Below are 22,773 nucleotides of genomic sequence, written 5' to 3'. Positions count from 1 at the left end.
AATACCTTTCAATTAGAAGATTGATTTGGGCGAACTATAAGTACATTTTTTGAATTTCAACCTATTGTGTAATTGCAAATAAGCAAATAAATAATAAAAGTATGTTCCAAAAAGCAATTGAAACAAACTTACTTAATGAGTTACTATTTAACTACTATTTCTTTTAAATAGGATATTCAAGTAATGCTAAATATAGATTTCTATGTTGAATTGGCAAGTTTAATGTAGAAGGTGTTGTATAATTCTCGACAAACTTAAAACCGTAGCTCATATAATAATCCAAAATACTTTGATTATCTCCCCAAGTATCCAACCTAATGTATCTTAAGTTTTTACATTTTGCCAATTCTATTGCCCAAGAAAGCACTTTACCAAATTGTTTCTGTCCTTTACATTTTGGATTAACCACAACTCTATGCAAATAAATCGCGTCCTCTTTCTCTTTTTCTCTCCAAATAATAGGATCATAAAAGCAAATACTAAAAATGCATACAATTGTATTATTTCAACAATTTTATATTGAAGATTTTCTTTAATATCAGCTTTCAATACATTTTTATCATACCCATCCCAAACAGGGAAACCTTCTTTTTTTTGATAGTGTATTGCTTCCTCAAAAAGGTGATAAACAAAACCTAAGTCGTCAATAGTGGTGTTTTGAATGCTAATCATATTTTTATTTTTGGATGAGTACCTCAAATTAAAAAAAACCTAAAATCTAATGCACAAAACTAATTAATTCAAGCGATAACCCCTGAACCTAACAACTCGTCTTCTTGGTACCAAGCTACAAATTGACCTTCAGTAATTGCGGATTGTGGTTCATCAAAAATTACATACATTCCATTTTCTTCTTGATACAAAATAGCTTTTTGTAACGGCTGACGGTAACGAATACGCGCCAATACCTCTTTTGCTTCACCTGCAGATAAGGCTAAATCTGTACGAATCCAATGCGTTTCAGAAGCATCAATAAACAATCCTCTTCTAAATAATCCCGGATGATTACTTGATAAACCAGTATAAATTGTATTCGTTTCCACATCAGTAGCAATAACAAACAATGGCTCTGTTGTCCCGCCAACATTAAGCCCTTTTCTTTGACCAACCGTAAAATAATGAGCCCCTTGATGTTTCCCAACCACCTTCCCCATTTCTGGAGTATAAGTGATTTTATGAGACAATGAAGCTAAAGTTTCAACTTTATCGGTTGAAGCATAAATCGGATGATTTTTGTCTATTTGAATAATTTGACCTTCTTTGGGTTGCAATTTTTGTTGTAAAAACTCTGGTAAACGTACTTTTCCAATAAAACATAAACCTTGAGAATCTTTTTTCTCTGCGGTAACCAATTCCATTTCGGCCGCTATTTCACGAACCTGAGGTTTAGTTAATCCACCAATTGGGAACAAAGACTTAGCTAACTGTTCTTGAGACAATTGACATAAAAAATAAGATTGATCTTTGTTATTATCAACTCCTGCGATAAGGTGATACAACGGTTTACCGTCTATTTCAGTAGTTCGTTTTTGGCAATAATGTCCAGTAGCTACATAATCTGCTCCTAAACTCAAAGCTATTTCTAAAAAAACGGCAAATTTAATTTCGCGATTACACAATACATCAGGATTTGGAGTACGTCCTTTCTCATATTCACTGAACATGTAATCGACAATTTTTTCTTGATATTGCTCACTTAAGTCTACCGTTTGGAAAGGAATTCCTAATTTTTCGGCTACCAATAAAGCATCGTTGCTATCTTCTAACCAAGGGCATTCATTGGATATCGTTACTGAGTCATCGTGCCAATTTTTCATAAATAGCCCAATAACTTCATATCCTTCTTGTTGCAACAAATAAGCTGCAACACTAGAATCTACGCCTCCAGAAAGACCAACCACCACTCTCTTTTTCATCAAAACCCTTTTTTAAATAGGGTGCAAAGTTACAAAACATTTAGCACAGAAATTATCTAAGCAACCGTTAATTCTTTTTGCTCTTGGCAAGCCCTTCTGGATAACTCATGTTTCGCTTTTTAACCAACTTATTTTTTTCGTAAAACTCCCAAACCCCTTCTTTTTTACCCCATACAAAATTTCCTTTAGAAGCAATGAAACCATTAGTTTCTCTAAAAATAGCTGGTCCGTTATACTGTCCCTTTTGATAAACAGTTTCTTCTAAAACAATACCTTTATCTGAATAAATTTTGCAACTTCCGTGTTTAAGACCGTCTTCGTAATGCGTCTCTTCAGCCACTTTGCAATCTGGAAAATAAACTGTTTTCAATCCTGACAACTTCCCATTTTTATATAATTCTTTGGTCATTATTGCTTTCGAATTGAAGTGATAATAAATCCATTCGCCTTCAAATAGTTTATCTACTACTTTGCCTTCACTTACCTTAAACTTATTTTGATTGTAAAAAATAGTATATGCCGAATTGTCTTTGTCATTAAACTCTCTAGTGGCAATTACATCCGCAGCTTTTGTATCATCAAAATACTTAAAAACTCCTACCTCTTTTCCGTGAACAAAAGTCCCCTCATACCGCAGTCGTTTTGATTCTTCGTAAAATCCCCTCCATAGACCATTTTTTTTACCAGCACTGTCTAATTGATTAGTTATTGTGCTTTGACCAACCATAACTGTAACTTGCATAAAAAAAACCAAAAGCCATCTGTTCTTAATCATATAGATAAATTTTATATAAAACTATTATTGTTGTTTTTCTCGATAAATGTAACAGAAACGAAAAACTCACATCATTAGTACTAACTTTAAACAAAAAACTTCCGCCAAAAGCGAAAGTTTTTAAATTCAAATTAGAAACATTATTTTTTCTTTTGTTGAGCCGCTTTTTGAGCTTCAGCTTGTTCCATTGCTTCTTGTAATTTGCGTTGGAATCGACCTTGTTTTTTAGGCTCTTTCAATTTATTTTCTTGGATTTGAGCGTGAATTTTATCTCCATCGATAAAATATCTTTTGATTACCAACATAATTATAATTGTAACCAAGTTGGAAATAAAGTTATACAAACTCAAACCTGCTCCATAACTATTGAAAAAGAATAACATCATCAATGGCGAAACATAAATCATAATCTTCATCATTTTGGCCATATCCGGCATGCCTTCTTGTTGTGGCGCAGCCATTTGTTGATCTCCTGAAGTCATTTTCATATAGAAGAAAATTGCAATCGCTGCCAAAATTGGAAACAAACTGATATGATCTCCATACAATGGAATATGGAAAGGCAGTTTTACAATTTCGTCAAAAGAAGATAAATCATCTGCCCAAAGGAAACTTTTCTGTCTTAATTCAAAAGCTGAAGGAAAAAACTGAAATGAAGCCATCAAGAAAGGCATTTGTATCAATGCTGGTATACAACCTGCCATAGGATTTACCCCAGCTTTGTTGTACAACTTCATTGTTTCTTGCTGCTTTTTCATTGGGTCTTTCTTGTATTTTTCACCCAATTCAGCAATTTCTGGTCGTAATACTTTCATTTTGGCTTGCGACAAGAACGATTTGAAAGTAATAGGCGACATGGCCAATTTGATTAAAATGGTAAAAAGAATAATCGCAATACCATAAGCAATATAAGAACCTAGGAAACCAAATAAAGGCACGAAGATAAAACGGTTGATCCAACCGATGATTCCCCAACCTAAAGTGATGATTTTTTCTAGATTTTGATCATAACTAGCTAAAGTCTTATAATCAGATGGGCCTAAGTACCAGTTTAATTTATAATCTAATTCACCATTGGTAAAAGCCAAAGGTAAGTTCGCTTTGAATGATTTTGTAAAAGTAGTATCAACTTTCTCATCATTCATAAGATTGGTAGAAACCAGTTGTGCTTTCTCAAAAGGTGTTTTAGAAACTAAAATTGAAGTAAAAAAATGCTGTTTGAATGCAATAAACGTCGGTTTTTCAAGAGTTTCTTCTTCTTTAGCACCTAATCCAGCATAATCAACTTTACCCTCTTTATGTTCAAAATAAATCTCAGTATATTTATTTTCGTAAGCAATACTCTTTTCATTTCTATATGCTTTCAAGTCCCATTCTAAATCCAAAGGTTTAGCGGTATTCAATACTTGATTCAAGCCTTGAGAACGCACATCAAAACCAATCATATAATCGTTTGGCTTCACTATGTATTTATATTCCAAAAATGCATTTGGACCTGACTTTAACTTCATAGACAACACTTGATCTGCTCCTATTTTGGTTAAAGTAGGCTCAAAAAACAAGTCTTTGGTATTTAAAGTTCTGTTGTCATTGGTTTGCAAAACAATATTCAAATTAGCATTATTGTTTTTTATCAATTCTACCAACTGACCAGACCCTTTTTTGAATTTTTCAAAGTTTTTCAAAGTTGCCTCAGCGATATAACCACCTTTATTAGCAATTTTTAATTTTATCACTTCATTTTCAATCGTAGTAAAATCATTTTTTGCAGAAGGTAACGTCGCAGAATAAGCAAAATTTCCTAATGTTTTTTGCAAAGCTACCAATTGAGTAGAATCGCCAGTGGCTACCGCAACAGTTGCTTTTTCAACTGCTTTATTCGCCAATTCTTTTGCTTTTTGAGCTTTTAAAACCAATTCTTTTTGGGCTTTTTCAGCAGCCACAACTTTAGGATCGGGTTGGTTTTGGTACATAATCCAAACCAAAATTCCAAAAATCAATATAAAACCGATAATTGAATTAATGTCAATCTTTTTTTCTTCCATTATTATCTATGTTCAAAATTCAAAACCGAAGTAGTTTACTCCAGTTTAGTGTTAGAATACAACTTAAATGCTTTGTTACAACTATTGTATTATTTCTTTTTGGCTTTTACGGTAGCAGCTACAAAACTCACAAAAATTGGGTGAGGATTCGCAACGGTACTTTTATATTCTGGATGGTACTGAACACCAATAAAAAACGGATGATTTTCAATCTCAACGATTTCAACCAAACCAGTATCAGGATTCACTCCAGAAGCAATCAAACCAGCGTTTTGCAATTGATCTACATAAGCACTATTGTACTCATAACGATGACGGTGACGCTCCGAAATTTGTGTTTTACCATATATTTTGTGCGCTAACGAGTCAGGTTTTATTTCACATTTCCAAGCTCCTAAACGCATCGTACCTCCTTTATCCGTTACTGTTTTTTGATCTTCCATCAAATTCACGACTGGATGAGATGTATTCTCATTCATTTCGGTAGAATTCGCGTCTTTGTAACCCAAAATAGTTCTTGAATATTCTATAATCGACATCTGCATTCCTAAACAAATACCGAAAAATGGAATATTATTTTCGCGAACATAACGCACTGCTTCTATTTTTCCTTCGATTCCTCTTTCTCCAAAACCTGGCGCTACTAAAACCCCATCCAAACCAGCTAATTTTTCCGCAATATTTGAAGGGTCCAAATGCTCTGAATGAATCGAAATCACATTTACTTTTGTTTCATTTGCCGCTCCTGCGTGAATGAAGGCTTCCAAAATAGATTTGTAGCAATCTTGCATTTCGACATATTTCCCAACCAAACCAATATTTACGGTATGCTTAGGGTTTTTTAAACGTTTCAAGAACGTGTTCCAATTTTTTAAATCTGGAGCTGCTTTTTTAGGCAAATCTAATTTCTTCAAAGCTACTACATCCAATCCTTCTTCCAACATTAAATTAGGCACTTCATAAATAGTAGAAGCATCGATAGATTGAATAACTGCTTCTCTTTTTACATTACAAAACAAAGCCAATTTGTTGCGAATATCATCAGCAATTTCGTGCTCCGTTCTACAAACTAAAATATCAGCTTTAATTCCGCTTTCCATCAATGTTTTAACAGAGTGTTGAGTAGGTTTTGTTTTCAATTCCCCAGCTGCTGCCAAATAAGGCACTAAGGTTAAATGAATAACGATTCCGTTGTTTTCTCCTAACTCCCAAACTAACTGACGAACGGACTCGATGTAAGGCAATGATTCAATATCTCCTACAGTTCCACCAATTTCTGTAATTACAATATCATAATCGCCTGATTTACCAAGCAATTGCATTCTGTCTTTAATTTCGTTGGTAATATGAGGCACTACTTGAACCGTTTTTCCTAAAAACTCTCCTCTACGCTCTTTTTCAATAACTGAAAGGTAAATTCTACCCGTAGTAACGTTATTCGCCTGAGAAGTAGGAACATTTAAGAAACGTTCGTAGTGACCTAAATCTAAATCTGTTTCGGCACCGTCATCTGTAACATAACATTCCCCATGTTCGTATGGATTAAGTGTTCCTGGGTCAACATTGATATACGGATCAAATTTTTGAATAGTCGTTCTATAGCCTCTTGCTTGTAACAATTTCGCCAATGATGCCGCTATAATTCCTTTTCCTAATGAAGAAGTCACACCGCCAGTAACAAAAATATATTTCGTTTGATTCATTCTGTAGTTGTTTGTAATGTAGTTATGTAAAAAAACGTGGCAAAAGTACAAATTTAATTGGAATACTTACCTGCTTCAATCAGTAGAATTTTAGAATTTAACCACATTAAAAAGAAGCCTCAGCATTTAGAATACTAGATAAAGCACTATTCTAAATCCGGAGGCAATTATTTTAAGGTTTAGGGTATTTCTTTTTTATATTTCGAATTAAATCTTCTAATCCGTTGGCTTTTAACTCATAAATTAATTGTAGTTGATCTCCCAAAACGCCTTTGGGAAAGCCTTTATTTCTATACCAAACGATATAATATTCTGGGATATCGATGAGATACCAACCTTCGTATTTTCCAAATGGCATTTTAGTGTGTGCCAATTGAATCAAGTGTTTTTGATTTTGATCCAAAACAACAATTAATTAGCTTGCTTAATCGTCATGTCCGAATCGTAATACAAAATATAAACGCCTTTATTCGTATAGCCGCCGTCTTCTTTTTTATAATACTCAAAACGGTTTTCTACTTGTTCTGTAGCGGTATTTTCTATGGTTTCTTGAAATGTTTTATCCTGAGCCATTCGCATCAGCGTATCAAAAGTTACATCAAAACCTCTTGTAGCAAACGAACTAGGATACACTTTATTTTCCTTTCGATATTTTTGTGCAAATATTCGCGCTTCTTCCGTTTCGTTTTCTCTAGTTGCCGAAGGATACATCAACTTCAATTTAACCAAATTGGCAAATGAAATTTCGTCGGTATCCAACGTAGGATTAGTTTCTAGGGTAACTAATTGTACATTATGTGTTTTCATTACAGACAACAAAGTAGCTATAGTTGCTTTGATCATCATTGTACTTCCTGTCTCTAAGATAACATAATTCGTTTTGTCTTTTTGCAACAAACCTTTCAATGCTTCAACATTTATGCCACCTGCTGGAGTGAGCGGTGCGATTTTTACCTCTTTTTGAAATTGATTAAAATAATTTCTTGACGACTCTTTTTTCTTATCGACAACGGCAATAATATTTCCGTTCTTACTTCTCATGTAATCAAAAACAGCATTTTTGACAACATCAGCAGAAACAATAGATTGATACAAATTTGGAAATGCTTTGCCAGACTCTTTTGATAAAGGAGAAATGACAGCTACATTCGTTTCACTGAGCAATTCAGCTGTTTTCTCAACATTATTTTGATAAAATGGACCAATTACCACTTGAGCCTTTTCAATATCATTACTTTTAATTAAAGAAGGAACCTGAGAACTCATTTTGGTTTCTTGAGAATCAAACACCTGAACATCCACATCAATTCCTAATTGTTTAGCCGAATCTACAGCAACCAAAGCACCAGAATAGAAATCCAAAGTCATATTCAAAAACTTGTCTTTTTTTAAACGTTCTGTGGTAGAATTTCCTGCTTCATTGGCAATTGTCGCCATATTAAACGGAAACAACAATACCAATCTTTTTTTATCTCCTGTGTTTTGATGATTTAGCTGTACGATTTCTTTTTTGGTTTCTAATGGAGCGATCAGTTTTACAGCTGCAGGTAACTTAATAATCATCCCTTCTTGAACACCATTTTTCAATTCAGGATTTAAAGCAACCAGTTCATCTTGTGACAAACCAGCCATCTTGGCCAAACTGTATAAGGTTTCCTTTGATTTAATTGCATAATTTTGAAAATCAGCAACAATAGGTTTTGTAATAACAGTTGTCGGAAGGTCTTTTTTATCAGCAATTACGGGAATCTCTTTCGTTTCCTTTGGTCGATTTCCTTTAATCAATAAATTAAAACCAACCGGAAGATTCACCACAACTTCTGGGTTTTTCTTTTCTAATTCTTCTATGGTAATGTTATACTTCTTAGCAATAGAAAACTTGGTTTCCTGAGGTTGAACCAAATGAAAAACTGGAGTTACGGTTTTTGAAGCTACTGTTACAGTAGTAGTTTTACTAACAACGCCGTTTGGAATTACAAGTGTTTGACCAATTTGTAGCCCATCTTTTTCTAAAAAAGGATTAGCTTTAAACAAGGCTTCTTCAGTAATATTATATTTTTTTTGGATTCCAAATAAGGTTTCCTTGGGTGTTACCTCATGGGTAATTTTCTTTGAGACAACCACAGCATTAGTGGTCGTTTTCGGTTGAACTTTTGTACCCGCTTTTGGAATCAACAAAAGCGTATTTTGGCTAATTCCTGCTTGAGCATCTGGATTTAATTGATAAATGTCGTAGGGACTTACTTTGTACTTTTGAGCAATTTGTGCTATGGTCTCCCCTTTAGCTACTTTATGAGTGATTGCTTTGTCTTGAGCAAAGACAGTTCCAACAAAAAACAAACTGCAAAGCCAAATCTTTCTATAATAGTGCATCCGAATAAATTATAAATTAGTACCGCCAAAGATAGCAAAACGGTATCAAATTTTAATTCAAAATCTGATACCGTTTGCGTTTTATTAATTTACTATTTCTAAAAAAAGTAAGTAATACATTCAATTATTCCCACTCAATTGTGGCAGGCGGTTTGGAACTAATGTCATAAACCACGCGATTTACTCCTTTTACTTTATTGATAATATCGTTAGAAACTTTCATCAAAAACTCATAAGGTAGATGAACCCAATCCGCCGTCATACCATCGGTAGATTCTACCGCTCTTAGCGCTACTACTTTTTCATAAGTACGCTCATCGCCCATTACTCCTACACTATTTACGGGTAACAAAATTGCACCTGCTTGCCAAACTTTATCATAAAGCCCCCAAGATTTTAAACCATCGATAAAAACTTTATCAACATCTTGCAAAATTTGCACTTTCTCTGGCGTAATATCTCCCAAAATACGAATGGACAAACCTGGTCCTGGGAAAGGATGTCTACCCAAAAGTTCAGGATCTATTCCTAAAGTTGCTCCAACTCTACGTACTTCGTCTTTGAAAAGCATACGCAATGGCTCAACAATTTTCAGTTTCATAAAATCTGGCAAACCACCTACATTATGATGCGATTTGATTGTTGCAGAAGGCCCTTTTACCGAAACAGATTCGATAACATCAGGATAAATAGTTCCTTGAGCTAACCATTTCACATCTTCTAATTGATGTGATTCGTCGTCAAAAACTTCGATAAAAACACGACCGATAATTTTTCTCTTGGTTTCTGGATCGCTAACTCCAGCCAATTCTGACAAGAAACGATCTCCAGCGTCTACTCCTTTTACATTCAATCCCATTCCTTTGTATTGATCCAATACACTTTGGAATTCGTTTTTGCGTAACAAGCCGTTGTTTACAAAAATGCAATATAAATTTTTACCAATTGCTTTATTCAATAATACCGCAGCTACTGTTGAATCTACTCCGCCGGAAAGACCCAAAACCACTTTATCGTCTTGAATTTTCTCTTTCATTTCGGCTACAATTTCTTCAACGAAAGCGTTTGGTGTAAAGTTCTGAGGCACTTCGGCAATTTTCACCAAGAAATTCTCCAACATTTTAGAGCCATCTGTAGAGTGAAAAACCTCTGGATGGTATTGAATAGCGTAAGTAGTTTCGCCTTCAATTTTATAAGCGGCAAATTCTACATCGTGAGTACTCGCTAATTTAACACCGTTGGTTGGCAATGCTTTGATACTATCACTATGGCTCATCCAAACTTGACTGTTCTCAGAAACACCTTCGAAGAAGATTTCATTTTCTTTGATGAAAGACAAATTGGCTCTACCATATTCCCTAGTATTAGAAGCTGCTACTTCTCCACCGCTAAAATGCGCTAAATATTGTGCTCCGTAACATACGGCCAGCATAGGAAGTTTTCCTCTAATTTGAGATAAATCTGGATGTGGCGCATCTTCTGAACGAACAGAAAATGGGCTTCCGCCAAGAATTACTGCTTTGTAAGATGATAAATCACTAGGAAAGTGATTGTAAGGGAAGATTTCGCAGAATATGTTTAATTCTCGAACTCTTCGCGCAATAAGCTGAGTGTATTGCGATCCGAAATCTAAAATAAGTACGTTGTGTTGCATGCGCAAAAATACTTCTAAATTTCGGAATTGAAAAATCGAATTTTGAAAAATTTTAATTTTGTACAAAAGAATAAAACCTTACTCTTTCACCAAGAGTATAGTCCCCTTAAAACCAGTGGCTAAGTTGTCCCAATAATTTTTGGAAAGCACTTTTTTATGGTCATCGATGATGATGATTTCGGCGGTGTTGCCTCCACTGGTTCCTGTATTAAGCGCCTCGAAATCTAGTTTATTAAAGCCTTCGCCTAATAAAATTTTAATATCAGTAAAAGAGTCCCCAAGAAAAACCTGCTCTCTTACTATAGTTGCATTTTGATATATTCGAAGTAAATCACCATCTACATAAATATAATCTCGAACCCTTACAATTACATACTTGGACTTGGTATTGATTTGACCAAAATCGAAATTGCGACGGAGCAAAGGCATATTATTTTCGTTCAACGTTTTATCGACGTCCTTTTGCATCTTTTTTAAATATTCCTCGCCCACGTTGATAAATTTCTCTTTAGGAAACATATCCACATCATTCGACTTTGAGATTGAAGTTGATGCTTTATTGGGATTTTCTGGCGAATTAAACACGTTGGGTTGTTCTATTTTGGGCAACTCGGCTGGTGGAATAACTTTTTTCTTTGGCGCTGCAGGAAATTTAGCTGGCGGAATGGGTTTGAATTTTGGACCAAACTCCGCTTGAGCATTTCCTTTGAATGCCAATACCAAGAATAAAAAAAGGAATAGAAATTGTTTCATGCGCTAAGATGCTTTTGTAATTTCGATTGATTACAAAGGAAGAATCCTTTTGTGTTTGCAAAACTAACTTATTTCTTATTTTATACTAAGGTATTAGAAATATCTTAACATTTAATAGGTGTTTTCTATGTTTGTTTCTCGTTGTTCCTAGAAATATATTAAAAAATGTATACAAAAAGACTCCTTGTTTCCTGCTAGCCCCGGGAGGAGCGGCATCCTTTGCTGCCGGGGTTCGGCGGCAAAGATATAGCGGATCACGGGACGATGATGGCAAAAATGCGCGTTGTTTCTGCTACAAAAAAAATGTAACTTTTAAGGTACCGTAATCGTTTTTTTATTGAACGATGATTGCCTAGTTTTGTTGTTCTATTTATAACCAAAAAGTAATTTTAAATTAGGAAAATGAAAAGACAAAATATTTTGACTGGCTCTCCGTGGGAGGATAAAATGGGGTACTGTCGTGCGGTTCGTATTGGAAACATCATAGAAGTTTCGGGAACTGTAGCGATTGTGGATGGCGAAAAAGTGAAGGCGAATGATGCGTATGCTCAAACGCTGAACATACTCGAAAGGGTTGAAAAAGTTTTACAGGATTTGAATGTGGGGATGAAAGACGTGATTCGAACTCGCATTTTCACAACCGATGTTAGCACTTTTGAAGATGTTGCGAGAGCACACTCGGCATTCTTTAAAGAGGTGAAACCTACGACTGGTTTTTATGGCATTAATCAATTGGTCGCGCCAGAATATTTGGTTGAAATTGAATTTACGGCTATTGCGGCTGAATAGTGCTCAAAATTTATATTGAATGCTTACATTAGCAACATTATTTGCTTTTGTTTCTCACTATGACTTTTGACACTATAAAAAATAAAGGGCTTACGCTACTCCAATGGATTTTCGTTTGTGTAGTGGTAGGCTTTTTTTCTGGGTCGGCATCTGCGCTTTTTTTGTTGGCTTTAGAAAAAGTTACACAAATTAGGACGGCTAATTTCTGGATTATTGGATTCTTGCCTTTGGGTGGATTTGCCATTGGGTTGTTGTACCATTACTACGGGCAAGCAGTAGTCAAGGGCAATAATTTAATTTTGGAAGAATACGACACCCCACAACAAACCATACCATTCAGAATGGCGCCTTTGGTTTTGATTACCACCTTACTCACACATCTTTTTGGAGGTTCTGCTGGACGCGAAGGTACAGCGGTACAAATGGGAGCAGCGATTTCGGACGGAATTCAGCGCTGTTTTAAATGGGCTGTTATTGACCGAAAGACTATGTTGGTTCTCGGTATCAGTGCGGGTTTTGCTTCGGTTTTTGGAACACCAATTGCGGGTGCGCTCTTTGCTATGGAGGTACTGAGTTTTAAAAAAGTAACTTTTAAGACCATCTTTTTGTCTTTTGCAGTGGCTTACGCAGCCTATTATACTGTAGAATTATGGCCGGTGACGCACACTCACTATAGCATTCCGATTGTGCCTGAATTTTCGTTTACAACTATTTTATGGACCGTTTTCGCAAGCGTTCTCTTTGGACTTGCCGCACTAGTTTTTTCGCGTTCGACTCACTTTTGGGGTCATTTATTTAGCAAAACTATTGCTTATGCACCTTTTCGACCTTTGGTAGGCGGTTGTATTTTGACTTTGGTGATTTTTACTTTTTCGGTGCAAACTTATATTGGATTAGGAGTACCAGTGATTGTTGACGCTTTTAGTACTGCAAATCCTTGGTATGCTTTTTTATTGAAAATTCTATTTACTGGTTTCACCTTGGGCGCTGGTTTTAAAGGAGGTGAAGTTACTCCTTTGTTTTTTGTGGGCGCTACTTTAGGAAGTGCTTTGTCGCTTGTTGTTCCGATGCCCATCGCACTTTTGGCAGGAATGGGATTTGTGGCTGTTTTTTCAGGCGCCACACACACACCTATTGCTTGCACCCTAATGGGTATAGAGCTTTTTGGTTTAGAAAGCAGTATTTATATCGCTTTGGCGTGTATCATTGCTTATTTTTGCTCTGGAACATTAGGAATTTACAAATCGCAAATTGTAAAAGGGCCAAAAGCTATTTTATATGAGAACATTAGAAGGAAACTTCCCTTTCGTTAATATCCCAAATAACTCTTAATGGTTTTTACATTAGATAAAAAAATGTAATTTCGCAACTTATGAAATGAACATCACTTCTAATGGAGTTCAACACCCATAACTAAACATTTTGGTCAACAATGAAAAAGCAAAGCAGTTATTTGGTGTTCTTTAAAAAAATCAAAATTACGAATGACAATACAAGATATTCAAACTGTTCAAGAGCTGTTAGCTACACCTAAAAAAATTGCCATAATTCCACATCGCGGACCTGATGGTGATGCCATGGGCTCTACTTTGGCCTTATATCATTTTTTACTGAAACAAAATCATCAACCTATTGTGATTGCCCCTAATGAATTTCCGGATTTTCTGGCTTGGTTACCAGGTTCTGAAACCGTAAAAATATACGAGAAGGACAAGGACAATTGTACCGCAATTTTAAAGGATGCCGAACTTGTTTTTACCCTAGACTTTAACGCTTTTCATCGTACTGGCGAGATGGAAACGGTTTTAGAACAACTTACCGTTCCTTTTATCATGATAGATCACCATCAAAAACCTGATGATTATGCTACTATCATGTATTCGGATACGCAATTTGGTTCAACATGTGAGATGATCTATAATTTTATTTCCTTTTTGGATCAAAAAGCAAGTCTAGACAAAACCATTGCAACTTGTATTTACACAGGTATTTTAACCGATTCCGGTTCGTTTCGCTTTCCTAAAACTACAGGAAACACGCATCGCATTGTTGCCGAATTGATTGATTTAGGTGTTGAAAATACCGTCATTCCAACCCAACTTTTCGACAACAGTTCTTATGACCGATTACAATTGCTAGGAAGAGCTTTGCAAAACATGAAAGTCATTGCTGAAAAACAAACTTCTTACATTACCCTTACTCAAGCCGAATTGAATGAATTTCATTTTGTAAAAGGCGACACCGAAGGCATTGTCAATTACGGATTAAGCATCAAAGGCATTGTATTTTCGGCTATTTTTATTGAAAATCAAGAAGAAAAAATCATCAAAATCTCGTTCCGTTCTCAAGGTAATTTTGATGTCAACGAATTTGCAAGAAACCACTTTAATGGAGGAGGACACATCAATGCTGCTGGTGGAAAATCAGAAGAATCGCTTAGTGCTACAGTAGCAAAATTTGAAGAATTAGTGCATCAACTTAATGTATAACCCCATGAATCGTACAAAAAACAATATAGTATTAATTCTTCTTGCTTTTAGCATCTATAGCTGCCAACAACAACAAGAAGCTAGACGACCCATTTCGCAAGCCTCGGGTAGTTTTATGAAAAAATCGATCGATCGAAACAAAAAATTAGTTGCTTCTGAAGAAGATCAAATAAAAGCGGTCATCAAAAAAAATGCAGCGATCGAGTTTTTAGCTTCCAAAAAAGGGTATTGGTATCATGTTTCAAATAAAAACATTACAGACACCCTTACTGCGAAAAAAGGAGATATTGCTTTCTACGACTATGAAGTGAAAGATTTAAAAGGTAACATCATCTACACTAAAGAAGAAACCCAACCTCAAACCTATTATGTGGACAAACAAAACATCATGATGGGACTAAGAGATGGTATCAAATTAATGCGTAAAAAAGAAACGTTTGTTTTCTTGTTTCCTTCACACATGAGTTATGGCTATCACGGAGATAATAAAAAAATTGGCACTAATGTACCCTTGCTTTGCACCGTTACTTTAAATAATTTCATGTCTGAACTTGAATTCAAAAAACAAGAAGCACAAAAAGCCAAAGCACTTTTGCCACAAAAAACTATTGTAAAAGACACATTACATCAATAAAATTAATACACTAGAAATGAAAAAAAGAATTATTCTTGGATTACTGACCTTAACAGCATTCTTCTCTTGTAAAAATGAAGAAAAAAACGATTTACCCGATGGATTATATGCCAAAATTGAAACCAATAAAGGGGATATTATTTTGCAATTAGAATACGAAAAAGCACCAATAACAGTGGCTAGTTTTATTACACTTGCAGAAGGCAGCAATGAATTTATCACCAATCCAAATTTAAAAGACCGTCCGTATTATGATGGATTAAAATTTCACCGTGTCATAGAAGATTTTATGATTCAAACGGGAGATCCATTAGGGACAGGATCTGGTGATGCAGGTTACAAATTCAAAGACGAATTTAACGATCTCCGCTTTGATAAAGGAGGGGTTTTGGCGATGGCCAATAATGGGCCTGCAACCAACAGCAGCCAATTTTTCATCACACACTTAGATACGCCTTGGTTAGACGGAAAACACACTGTTTTTGGTCACGTTGTAGGTAACGGAATGGAAGTAGTCAACCAAATCAAGCAAGGCGATCACATGAAAAAAGTGACCATTATCAGAAATGGAGAAGCAGCCAAAAAATTCAACGCTGTAAAAACATTTCATGATTACTACATCGTAGAAGCAGAAAATCAGAAAAAACTTCAAGCTGAACTAGACGCTTATAATGCAAAATTCAAAGCTGTACAAGATCAAAAAGTAGCCGATTTCAAAGCCTTAAAAGCAAAAGCTACCAAAACCAATACAGGTTTAGAATACGTTATCACTCAAAAAAGCAATGGTAAAAAACCTGCTGTTGGTGCGAATGTGTACATTCACTATGCTGGATTTTTAGAAAACGGAACTTTATTTGATAGCAGTATCGAAAGCGTTTCAAAAACCTTTGGAAAATTTGATGCCGCTCGTGCCGCAGCCAAACAATACCTACCAATTCCTTTTGAATATGGTAAAAAAGATGGTTTGATTCCGGGATTTATTGAAGGAATTGAAAAATTAAAATTTGGTGAAAAAGCTACTATTTTCATCCCATCAGCTTTAGGTTATGGATCACAAGGTGTAGGACCAATTCCACCCAATGCCAATATAATTTTCGAAATTGAGTTATTAGAGAAAATGTAGTGTTTAGTGAATAGTACTTGGTGATTAGCTATTTACTAAGTACTATTTACTAACAGCTAAGGACTAAGTACTAATTAAAAAACCATCAACACAAATGAAATCAAAATTGTTTTTTTTGTTATTCTTCGGGATAGTAAGCATCAATGCACAAGTAAAAAAAATAGCTACTCCTGCTAAAAAACCAGCAGCCAAAACCGCTGTTAGTCCAACAAAAGTTGCCCCTGGAGAAGGAATATTTGCTACCATCGAAACCAATAAAGGAACCATTGTTTTGACACTTGAGTTTCAAAAAACTCCGGTAACCGTAGCTAATTTTGTAAGCTTAGCAGAAGGAACTAATCCTTATGTAAACAAAGAAAAACTAAAAGGAAAACCATTTTATGATGGATTAAAATTCCACCGAGTAATCAAAGACTTTATGATTCAGGGTGGTGATCCAGAAGGCAATGGTTCTGGAGATCCAGGATATAAATTCAAAGACGAATTTACCGATTTGAAACACGACAAAGGCGGTATTTTATCTATGGCGAATTCAGGTCCCGCAACCAACGGCAGCCAATTCTTCATTACACATAAAGATACGCCTTGGTTAGACGGAAAGCACACGGTTTTTGGTCACGTAACCGAAGGAATGAATGTAGTAAATGCCATCGAACAAAACGATGTAATCACAAAGGTTACCATTACACGTAAAGGTGCTTTGGCTAAAAAATTCAATGCTACTAAAGTTTTCACAGACTATTATGCCAATAAAGCAGAAGATGCCAAAAAACAAGCCGCTATTGATGCTGAAAACAAAGCGAAAAAAGCCGCTTTAGAAGCCGAAGCGAAAAAAGCCTATGAAGCAAAATTTGGTCCCGTTATGAAAGCAAAAGCCGATTATATTGCCTCAGTTAGAGCGTCAGGAACAAAAACGCCTTCGGGATTGATCTATCAAATCATCCAAAAAGGAACCGATGTAAAACCAGCTGATGGAACTCCGATTTATTTTCACTACGCCGGTTATTTTGAAGATGGAAACCTGTTTGACAGCAGCTACGAGGACGTCAACAAAGCTTACGGAAAATTCGATGCGAACCGCGCAGCTCAAAACGGCTACCAACCTTTTCCTTTCGAAGCTGGCAAAAAAACAGGCATGATACCTGGTTTTATTGAAGCCTTGGGTATTTTGAATTTAGGTGAAAAAATGATTGCCATTATGCCCTCCAATTTGTGCTATGGCGAAAGAGGCGCTGGCGGAGTAATTCCTCCCAATGCTAATCTTGTATTCGAATTAGAAATAATGGATAAAAAACCAGAAACAAAATAAATCTAATAACTTCTATAAATAGTCCATTTTGTCAGTTCGAGCGCAGTCGAGAACCCTCACTATATCTCGACTGCGCTCGATACGACAAAAACACGATTGGACTATATTTAAATAGTGTTTGATGTAAATTTCATTTTGTAACAAAATAAAAAACCGATAACAAGTAAAATGTTATCGGTTTTTTTTATGCTTTAGAAAGGGCTTATTTCTTTCCAAATTTCCAGTCAAATTCGTCTTTTTGATTGATAATCGCGCCAATCTCAAACTTTACTACTTCTTCAAATTCAGTTTGTAGAATAAACCAATTGTCTTCGTTGAAGTAATTTTCAAACGTATCAAATTCTTCTTGAGTGAATTTGGTTATTCCTTTTGCAGCCAAGTCTTTTTTAACCGATGCAATGGGTTTATCAATAATCAAATTACCAAACAATTCTAATTTTGGACTCGAAGCTACGATATAGCCTAATCTCAACTCTTCTTCTTGATAAAAAGTCAAACGCATTTTCAATTTGTTGTACACCAAAATCACGTTATCATCTTCGTCTTTGTAATTGCGGTCTGGTTTACCATAAATGGCGGTCACATCGTTTTGTTTCATCCCGAACAAAAGCTGCTCAATCCCGCTTTTTAAATTTATTTTCATATGAAAGTGTGTTTAAATTGTATAACTAAAGCGCAAAGGTATTTCCATTTTTTGGGATAACCACCCAATTCCAAAAAATAATATCGAAACATTATTTTATATCAGGAGCAGATACAAAAGGCTTTATCAGGTAGCATCGTCCCGCTTTCCGTTACAATCTTTGCTGCCGAACCCCGGCAGCAAAGGATTTTCACTGCAATCAGGGCTAAAGAGAAACATCCTGCCTTTTTGGAAAGAGATTACAATTGTTGCTCCAAATTCATTTTCACTTTATCGAACCACTCATCCCTCAAAATACTCAAAATAATACTATCTCTTCGTTTTTCGTGAGTATGCGTAGGCATATGACTTCGCAAAATACCTTCTACCGTGCAACCAATACGTTTCATCGCCGCAATACTGCGTTGGTTATTGGCATCGGCTCTAAATTCTACGCGCTCCATTCCTAAAGTCTCGAAAGCAAAACAAAGCAACAAATATTTGCAATGCTTGTTGAGTCCTGTTCCTCTAAAATCCTTTCCGTACCAAGTGTAGCCCAATTGCAGCGTTTTGAATTCAATATTGATATCATAAAAGCGAGTGCTTCCAGCATATTTGCCCAATTGTTTATCATAAACGATAAAAGGAAATTCTTTCTGGGTTTCCTTTGCCTTCAAGGCTAATTGAATATAGTTTTCGAGATTGGCCTGACCATCGGCTTTTACTAACGAGAATTCCCAAGTTTCGGGTTCGTGTAGAGAAATAGGCAATAAATGAGTAACATCATCCATTTCTAGCGGGCGCAATTGCACACGGTCATTTTCTAAAATAGCGTTGGAGAATAAATTAAAGTTCATGATCACAAATTTAGTCTTAAAGATAAAAATTTACTTGACTATACGTTACTTGTACCAATAAAAAAAAGGAACGCGGATGACGCAGACTCAAACAGATCTTTTATATACAAATCATTGAAAATCAGTAAAAATCCATATCATCCGTGTTCCATTGTTGAAATGTGATACACATAGCGGACAGTCATAAAAATTTAAACGTTTTATCAACTTTAAAAACCATCAAAAATAATCAAAACTATGTAGCGACCTACTTAGCCCAGACCGCAGTGGAAAGCCCGGAGCAAAAAAAATTGATTTTTCTTGTTCTAAAAGAGCGACCAACGGAAGCTCCTTTTAAAATATAGAAAAATCATTTTTTTTGTGAGGACTTGTAACGGAGCGCTGGAAATAGCTCCTAAAAATTATTCATTGAACTCGTCGTAACGAACGGGAACTTGCGGATCGTAAACAGGACATTTAAACTCTTCGAGCGTATCTGCCAATAGGTTCATCGTTTTCCCATCGGTGCCGTAGCAGTCAATTTGAATGCTTTGCGGCGTGGTTTTGACCTGAAAAGCGCCTTTGCCTTTGGTGTTTTTCCAACTGCTGTCGTCTACTTTTTCCCAAGTTGCGAAAACACTATTCAACCGATTGAGAATAACCTCGACAGGTAAATCTTCTAAACCCTCAACGATTTCTTGTTCGACCAAGGCTTCGTAAACCAAATGATGATTGAGGTAAATGCCCTCTTGATAGCGCCAAAAAAGTAGTTCGTACATGGGGAAAAGGGGTTTAGGGTTATTTAAAGTTTATAATTGTTTAAAGTTTAAGGTTGTTTAAAATACGAATCGTTAGTTCCTTAAACAATTTTAAACTTTAAAGTTTAAACTTTAAACTTTTAAACAATTTAATATTCGAAAGTACCGTATTCGCTGTTGATGGTTAGTTTTTTCGAATCCGCAGCTTCTACTCTACCTACAATTTTCGCATCGACATTAAACGATTTTGAAATCGCAATGATGTCTTGTGCAATAGCTTCTGGCACGTACAACTCCATTCGGTGTCCGCAATTGAATACTTGATACATCTCTTTCCAATCCGTTTTGGATTGTTCTTGAATCAATTTAAACAAAGGCGGTACTGGGAACAAATTGTCTTTTATGATGTGCAAATTATTAACAAAATGCAAGATTTTAGTTTGTGCTCCACCGCTACAGTGTACCATTCCGTGTACTTCGTTAGCAGAATATTTATCCAAAATTGCCTTTATAATCGGCGCATAAGTTCTAGTTGGCGACAAGACCAATTTACCCGCATCGATAGGCGAATTTTCAACAGCATCCGTTAATTTTACTTGACCAGAATAAATCAATTCTGAAGGAACAGCGGCATCGAAACTCTCAGGATATTTGGCTGCTAAGTATTTTTCGAAAACGTCGTGACGGGCAGAAGTTAATCCGTTACTTCCCATTCCTCCGTTGTATTCTTTTTCATAAGTGGCTTGCCCAAAAGATTCCAAACCAACGATAACATCGCCGGCTTGAATATTGGCGTTGTCAATTACTTTGGAACGTTTCATACGAGCGGTAACCGTTGAATCCACAATGATGGTACGAACTAAATCGCCTACATCGGCTGTTTCTCCTCCTGTAGAATGAATGGTTACTCCAAAAGTAGCTAGTTCCTGAATTAATTCTTCAGTACCATTAATGATTGCCGAAATCACCTCGGCAGGAATTAGATTTTTGTTCCTTCCGATAGTAGAAGAAAGTAAAATATTGTCAGTAGCTCCTACGCACAATAAATCATCAATATTCATGATTAATGCATCTTGTGCAATGCCTTTCCAAACAGAAATATCCCCAGTTTCTTTCCAATACATGTATGCTAATGAAGATTTGGTTCCTGCACCATCGGCATGCATAATCAAGCAATAATTTGGATCTTGGGTAAGGTAATCGGGTACAATTTTACAAAATGCTTGTGGAAATAAGCCTTTGTCTATATTTTTAATAGCATTATGCACATCTTCTTTGGATGCCGAAACACCGCGTTGTGCATATCTTTTAGAAGTATCTGAACTCATGAAATTAGTTTGTGTTGATGTGGTGCAAAGATAACCAGTTTTTTTAAATTCTTGGTTTAAACCCAAACTTGGATATAAAAAAACCGATAGATCCTAAAATCGTATCGGTTTTAAAAACAAAATGAAAAAATGAAGTGGTATTTATTTCCAATCAGGCATAGAAGCACCTGAAAACAAGACAACTCTTGATTCTACGTTTGTCATACTTATTTTTTGAATATTCTTTGAAGATATACCATCATTTGACGTGTTTACATAAATAACTTCGGCTTGGTTTGGAGAAAAACGAACATCCAAATCATTAAATCCTGCTGGCTTATTACTATTGAGTTCAGTAATTACTTTAGAAGCAGTATTAAAAATATAAATTCGTGAATCCAAACGGCGGTATTCTAAATTTTGAAATCCTGAAACGTCACGAGTAAATACTATCTTACTATTGTCCACTGTCATGTCTAGCCCACTTACTGCACCACTAATACCATTTAAAACAGAATATTGTGAAACTCCAGACGCAGAAATCACATATACTTCCACCTCATACCCGATGTTGTTGTTAACTTTTAGTACAATAGAATTTCCATCATTACTCCAGACACACTCAGAAATAAACTTCCCGTTTGGTGTTTGATAAATCTGCGTGAGTCCGGTACCATCGACATTAATTTTGTATAATTTATCAAAATTAGGGTAAATCAATTGACTGCCTGTTGCATCCCAACTGAACCCAATATGCTCCATATTAAATCCAGCAACAGGAACGGTATTGGTAACTTTTTTTATTGATGAACCATCGGTATTCATGGTATAAATATGATTTTGTGAACCATCAGAGCTTATAAATGCTAATTTATTGGCTTGTAAATTCTTTCTTGGACGATAACAATTCATCTCAGAAGGGGTTAATTGCAACTGATTCCCCGCTTCATCAGCAGCAAAAATCGCATTATTAGCATTTACTTTTTTCACAAACAAGTACCTGACATTTGGAAATGGTAACGTTGTAAAAGAAAAAGTGACGCTATTTACTGGCTTATTAATCCCATCAGAAACAGAAACTTGCCAAAAATATTTGGTGTTATAACTTAAATTAGTCAAATCTAAACTTGCAGTTTTCAAATCGGCAAAAGTAGTTACGGCATCTGAAGTTGCATTTTTTAGTGTAACGGTATAGGTCAAAGGATCTTTATCGATATCTTTTGCTGTCCAAATTAATTTTGTAGTAGTAAGTTGTTTGGTGACATTATCTAAGGGAGCTGTTAATATCGGAATTTCTGGCGCCTTATTATTGGCGGTTGACACATCCAATTCAAAAACAATTTGACTCACTCCATTAAGGGTTACAGTGGTTGGCTCAAATTTTGCTAAATACCCGTCTTTCTGAGCCTGAAAAGAGTACTCTCCTGTAGGTACGTCATCAATGACAAAGTATCCATCCTTATCCGTAAAAATAGTACTAGTAGTTGGACTTGAAGTAATTTTTGCATTGGCTATGGGTTCAAATTTTACTTTATCTACTACCCTTCCTCTTACCGTTCCCTTGCCTGCATCATCAATTTGCTCTTCGCTACAAGCTAAAAACAATGAAAAGCAAATTATTACTATAAAATATATCTTTTTCATTTATTTAATCATTATCTAATATTAACTGCTTTCAAAAAATGAG

General features: G+C 35.6%; 21 protein-coding genes. 6 read left to right on the top strand and 15 right to left on the bottom strand.

Annotation, left to right across the window (positions count from 1 at the left end; genetic code table 11):
• Positions 1-163 precede the first annotated feature (163 nt).
• The 10 genes from FLB_RS14540 to FLB_RS03940 all read right to left on the bottom strand — a co-directional run bounded on the left by FLB_RS14540 (position 164) and on the right by FLB_RS03940 (position 11,219).
• The gene (locus FLB_RS14540) at positions 164-409 is read right to left on the bottom strand and encodes a hypothetical protein (RefSeq protein WP_410503411.1); all 246 of its coding nucleotides are present in this window, start codon (positions 407-409) and stop codon (positions 164-166) included.
• Positions 349-672, bottom strand: coding sequence for a hypothetical protein (locus FLB_RS14325; RefSeq protein ID WP_197488936.1), 324 nt, complete (start codon positions 670-672; stop codon positions 349-351). Before FLB_RS14325 ends, FLB_RS14540 begins: the two co-directional genes overlap by 61 nt.
• Positions 673-740: 68 nt before the next feature.
• On the bottom strand, positions 741-1,916 hold the full coding sequence (gene mnmA / locus FLB_RS03975; protein WP_064714656.1) for a tRNA 2-thiouridine(34) synthase MnmA: 1,176 nt from the start codon (positions 1,914-1,916) through the stop codon (positions 741-743).
• A 67-nt stretch (positions 1,917-1,983) separates the two neighbouring features.
• Positions 1,984-2,691 carry a toxin-antitoxin system YwqK family antitoxin gene (locus FLB_RS03970; RefSeq protein ID WP_064714655.1) on the bottom strand — a complete coding sequence of 236 codons (708 nt, stop codon included), beginning with the start codon at positions 2,689-2,691 and terminating at the stop codon, positions 1,984-1,986.
• A 140-nt stretch (positions 2,692-2,831) separates the two neighbouring features.
• Entirely contained in the window at positions 2,832-4,736 is a 1,905-nt protein-coding gene (gene yidC / locus FLB_RS03965) for a membrane protein insertase YidC (RefSeq protein WP_064714654.1), read from the bottom strand.
• 89 nt (positions 4,737-4,825) lie between these two features.
• Positions 4,826-6,439 (bottom strand): CTP synthase, encoded by a 1,614-nt coding sequence (locus FLB_RS03960; RefSeq protein ID WP_064714653.1) that lies wholly within the window; start codon positions 6,437-6,439, stop codon positions 4,826-4,828.
• Between the two features lie 172 nt (positions 6,440-6,611).
• Complete coding sequence (locus FLB_RS03955) at positions 6,612-6,842, bottom strand: DUF3820 family protein (protein ID WP_064714652.1); 231 nt, start codon at positions 6,840-6,842, stop codon at positions 6,612-6,614.
• An 8-nt stretch (positions 6,843-6,850) separates the two neighbouring features.
• Positions 6,851-8,812 carry a LysM peptidoglycan-binding domain-containing protein gene (locus FLB_RS03950; protein ID WP_064714651.1) on the bottom strand — a complete coding sequence of 654 codons (1,962 nt, stop codon included), beginning with the start codon at positions 8,810-8,812 and terminating at the stop codon, positions 6,851-6,853.
• A gap of 124 nt (positions 8,813-8,936) precedes the next feature.
• On the bottom strand, positions 8,937-10,466 hold the full coding sequence (guaA, locus tag FLB_RS03945) for a glutamine-hydrolyzing GMP synthase (protein ID WP_064714874.1): 1,530 nt from the start codon (positions 10,464-10,466) through the stop codon (positions 8,937-8,939).
• Positions 10,467-10,544: 78 nt separating this feature from the next.
• Positions 10,545-11,219 (bottom strand): hypothetical protein, encoded by a 675-nt coding sequence (locus FLB_RS03940; RefSeq protein WP_064714650.1) that lies wholly within the window; start codon positions 11,217-11,219, stop codon positions 10,545-10,547.
• Positions 11,220-11,621: 402 nt separating this feature from the next.
• On the opposite strand from FLB_RS03940, the gene FLB_RS03935 reads away from it, so the two are divergent.
• The 6 genes from FLB_RS03935 to FLB_RS03910 all read left to right on the top strand — a co-directional run bounded on the left by FLB_RS03935 (position 11,622) and on the right by FLB_RS03910 (position 17,563).
• Positions 11,622-12,008 carry a RidA family protein gene (locus tag FLB_RS03935; RefSeq protein ID WP_064714649.1) on the top strand — a complete coding sequence of 129 codons (387 nt, stop codon included), beginning with the start codon at positions 11,622-11,624 and terminating at the stop codon, positions 12,006-12,008.
• Positions 12,009-12,067: 59 nt separating this feature from the next.
• Positions 12,068-13,321: a chloride channel protein gene (locus tag FLB_RS03930; protein WP_064714648.1), complete on the top strand. Its 1,254-nt coding sequence runs from the start codon at positions 12,068-12,070 to the stop codon at positions 13,319-13,321.
• 171 nt (positions 13,322-13,492) lie between these two features.
• Positions 13,493-14,497, top strand: a complete 1,005-nt coding sequence (locus tag FLB_RS03925; protein ID WP_064714647.1) for a DHH family phosphoesterase — start codon at positions 13,493-13,495, stop codon at positions 14,495-14,497.
• A gap of 4 nt (positions 14,498-14,501) precedes the next feature.
• Complete coding sequence (gene gldI / locus FLB_RS03920) at positions 14,502-15,131, top strand: gliding motility-associated peptidyl-prolyl isomerase GldI (protein WP_064714873.1); 630 nt, start codon at positions 14,502-14,504, stop codon at positions 15,129-15,131.
• 16 nt (positions 15,132-15,147) lie between these two features.
• Positions 15,148-16,254, top strand: coding sequence for a peptidylprolyl isomerase (locus FLB_RS03915; protein ID WP_064714646.1), 1,107 nt, complete (start codon positions 15,148-15,150; stop codon positions 16,252-16,254).
• Positions 16,255-16,348: 94 nt separating this feature from the next.
• The gene (locus FLB_RS03910) at positions 16,349-17,563 is read left to right on the top strand and encodes a peptidylprolyl isomerase (protein WP_064714645.1); all 1,215 of its coding nucleotides are present in this window, start codon (positions 16,349-16,351) and stop codon (positions 17,561-17,563) included.
• A 202-nt stretch (positions 17,564-17,765) separates the two neighbouring features.
• Here the strand turns inward: FLB_RS03910 and FLB_RS03905 are convergent, their stop codons facing one another.
• From FLB_RS03905 to FLB_RS03885, 5 genes are all read right to left on the bottom strand, one after another.
• On the bottom strand, positions 17,766-18,206 hold the full coding sequence (locus FLB_RS03905; protein WP_064714644.1) for a hypothetical protein: 441 nt from the start codon (positions 18,204-18,206) through the stop codon (positions 17,766-17,768).
• A 239-nt stretch (positions 18,207-18,445) separates the two neighbouring features.
• Positions 18,446-19,042, bottom strand: a complete 597-nt coding sequence (locus FLB_RS03900) for a GNAT family N-acetyltransferase (protein WP_064714643.1) — start codon at positions 19,040-19,042, stop codon at positions 18,446-18,448.
• Positions 19,043-19,443: 401 nt separating this feature from the next.
• Entirely contained in the window at positions 19,444-19,800 is a 357-nt protein-coding gene (locus FLB_RS03895) for a hypothetical protein (protein ID WP_024981137.1), read from the bottom strand.
• Positions 19,801-19,928: 128 nt separating this feature from the next.
• Positions 19,929-21,107, bottom strand: coding sequence for an AIR synthase related protein (locus FLB_RS03890; protein ID WP_064714642.1), 1,179 nt, complete (start codon positions 21,105-21,107; stop codon positions 19,929-19,931).
• A 141-nt stretch (positions 21,108-21,248) separates the two neighbouring features.
• A complete protein-coding gene (locus FLB_RS03885; RefSeq protein WP_064714641.1) occupies positions 21,249-22,730 on the bottom strand; it encodes a carboxypeptidase regulatory-like domain-containing protein in 1,482 nt (493 codons plus the stop codon).
• Positions 22,731-22,773: the final 43 nt, after the last annotated feature.

It is taken from the genome of Flavobacterium succinicans (genome assembly GCF_001662485.1).
GTDB classification, from domain to species: Bacteria; Bacteroidota; Bacteroidia; order Flavobacteriales; family Flavobacteriaceae; genus Flavobacterium; species Flavobacterium succinicans_A.
Note: the sequence above shows the minus strand (reverse complement) of the source record. Positions and strands in the feature narration are given on the sequence as shown.

Excerpts from the sequence above, each read along its gene's own strand:
- FLB_RS14325 (WP_197488936.1), bottom strand. The coding sequence starts at position 672 with ATGATTAGCATTCAAAACACCACTATTGACGACTTAGGTTTTGTTTAT.
- mnmA (WP_064714656.1), bottom strand. The coding sequence starts at position 1,916 with ATGAAAAAGAGAGTGGTGGTTGGTCTTTCTGGAGGCGTAGATTCTAGT.
- FLB_RS03970 (WP_064714655.1), bottom strand. The coding sequence starts at position 2,691 with ATGATTAAGAACAGATGGCTTTTGGTTTTTTTTATGCAAGTTACAGTT.
- yidC (WP_064714654.1), bottom strand. The coding sequence starts at position 4,736 with ATGGAAGAAAAAAAGATTGACATTAATTCAATTATCGGTTTTATATTG.
- FLB_RS03960 (WP_064714653.1), bottom strand. The coding sequence starts at position 6,439 with ATGAATCAAACGAAATATATTTTTGTTACTGGCGGTGTGACTTCTTCA.
- FLB_RS03950 (WP_064714651.1), bottom strand. The coding sequence starts at position 8,812 with ATGCACTATTATAGAAAGATTTGGCTTTGCAGTTTGTTTTTTGTTGGA.
- guaA (WP_064714874.1), bottom strand. The coding sequence starts at position 10,466 with ATGCAACACAACGTACTTATTTTAGATTTCGGATCGCAATACACTCAG.
- FLB_RS03940 (WP_064714650.1), bottom strand. The coding sequence starts at position 11,219 with ATGAAACAATTTCTATTCCTTTTTTTATTCTTGGTATTGGCATTCAAA.
- FLB_RS03935 (WP_064714649.1), top strand. The coding sequence starts at position 11,622 with ATGAAAAGACAAAATATTTTGACTGGCTCTCCGTGGGAGGATAAAATG.
- FLB_RS03930 (WP_064714648.1), top strand. The coding sequence starts at position 12,068 with ATGACTTTTGACACTATAAAAAATAAAGGGCTTACGCTACTCCAATGG.
- FLB_RS03925 (WP_064714647.1), top strand. The coding sequence starts at position 13,493 with ATGACAATACAAGATATTCAAACTGTTCAAGAGCTGTTAGCTACACCT.
- gldI (WP_064714873.1), top strand. The coding sequence starts at position 14,502 with ATGAATCGTACAAAAAACAATATAGTATTAATTCTTCTTGCTTTTAGC.
- FLB_RS03915 (WP_064714646.1), top strand. The coding sequence starts at position 15,148 with ATGAAAAAAAGAATTATTCTTGGATTACTGACCTTAACAGCATTCTTC.
- FLB_RS03910 (WP_064714645.1), top strand. The coding sequence starts at position 16,349 with ATGAAATCAAAATTGTTTTTTTTGTTATTCTTCGGGATAGTAAGCATC.
- FLB_RS03905 (WP_064714644.1), bottom strand. The coding sequence starts at position 18,206 with ATGAAAATAAATTTAAAAAGCGGGATTGAGCAGCTTTTGTTCGGGATG.
- FLB_RS03900 (WP_064714643.1), bottom strand. The coding sequence starts at position 19,042 with ATGAACTTTAATTTATTCTCCAACGCTATTTTAGAAAATGACCGTGTG.
- FLB_RS03895 (WP_024981137.1), bottom strand. The coding sequence starts at position 19,800 with ATGTACGAACTACTTTTTTGGCGCTATCAAGAGGGCATTTACCTCAAT.
- FLB_RS03890 (WP_064714642.1), bottom strand. The coding sequence starts at position 21,107 with ATGAGTTCAGATACTTCTAAAAGATATGCACAACGCGGTGTTTCGGCA.
- FLB_RS03885 (WP_064714641.1), bottom strand. The coding sequence starts at position 22,730 with ATGAAAAAGATATATTTTATAGTAATAATTTGCTTTTCATTGTTTTTA.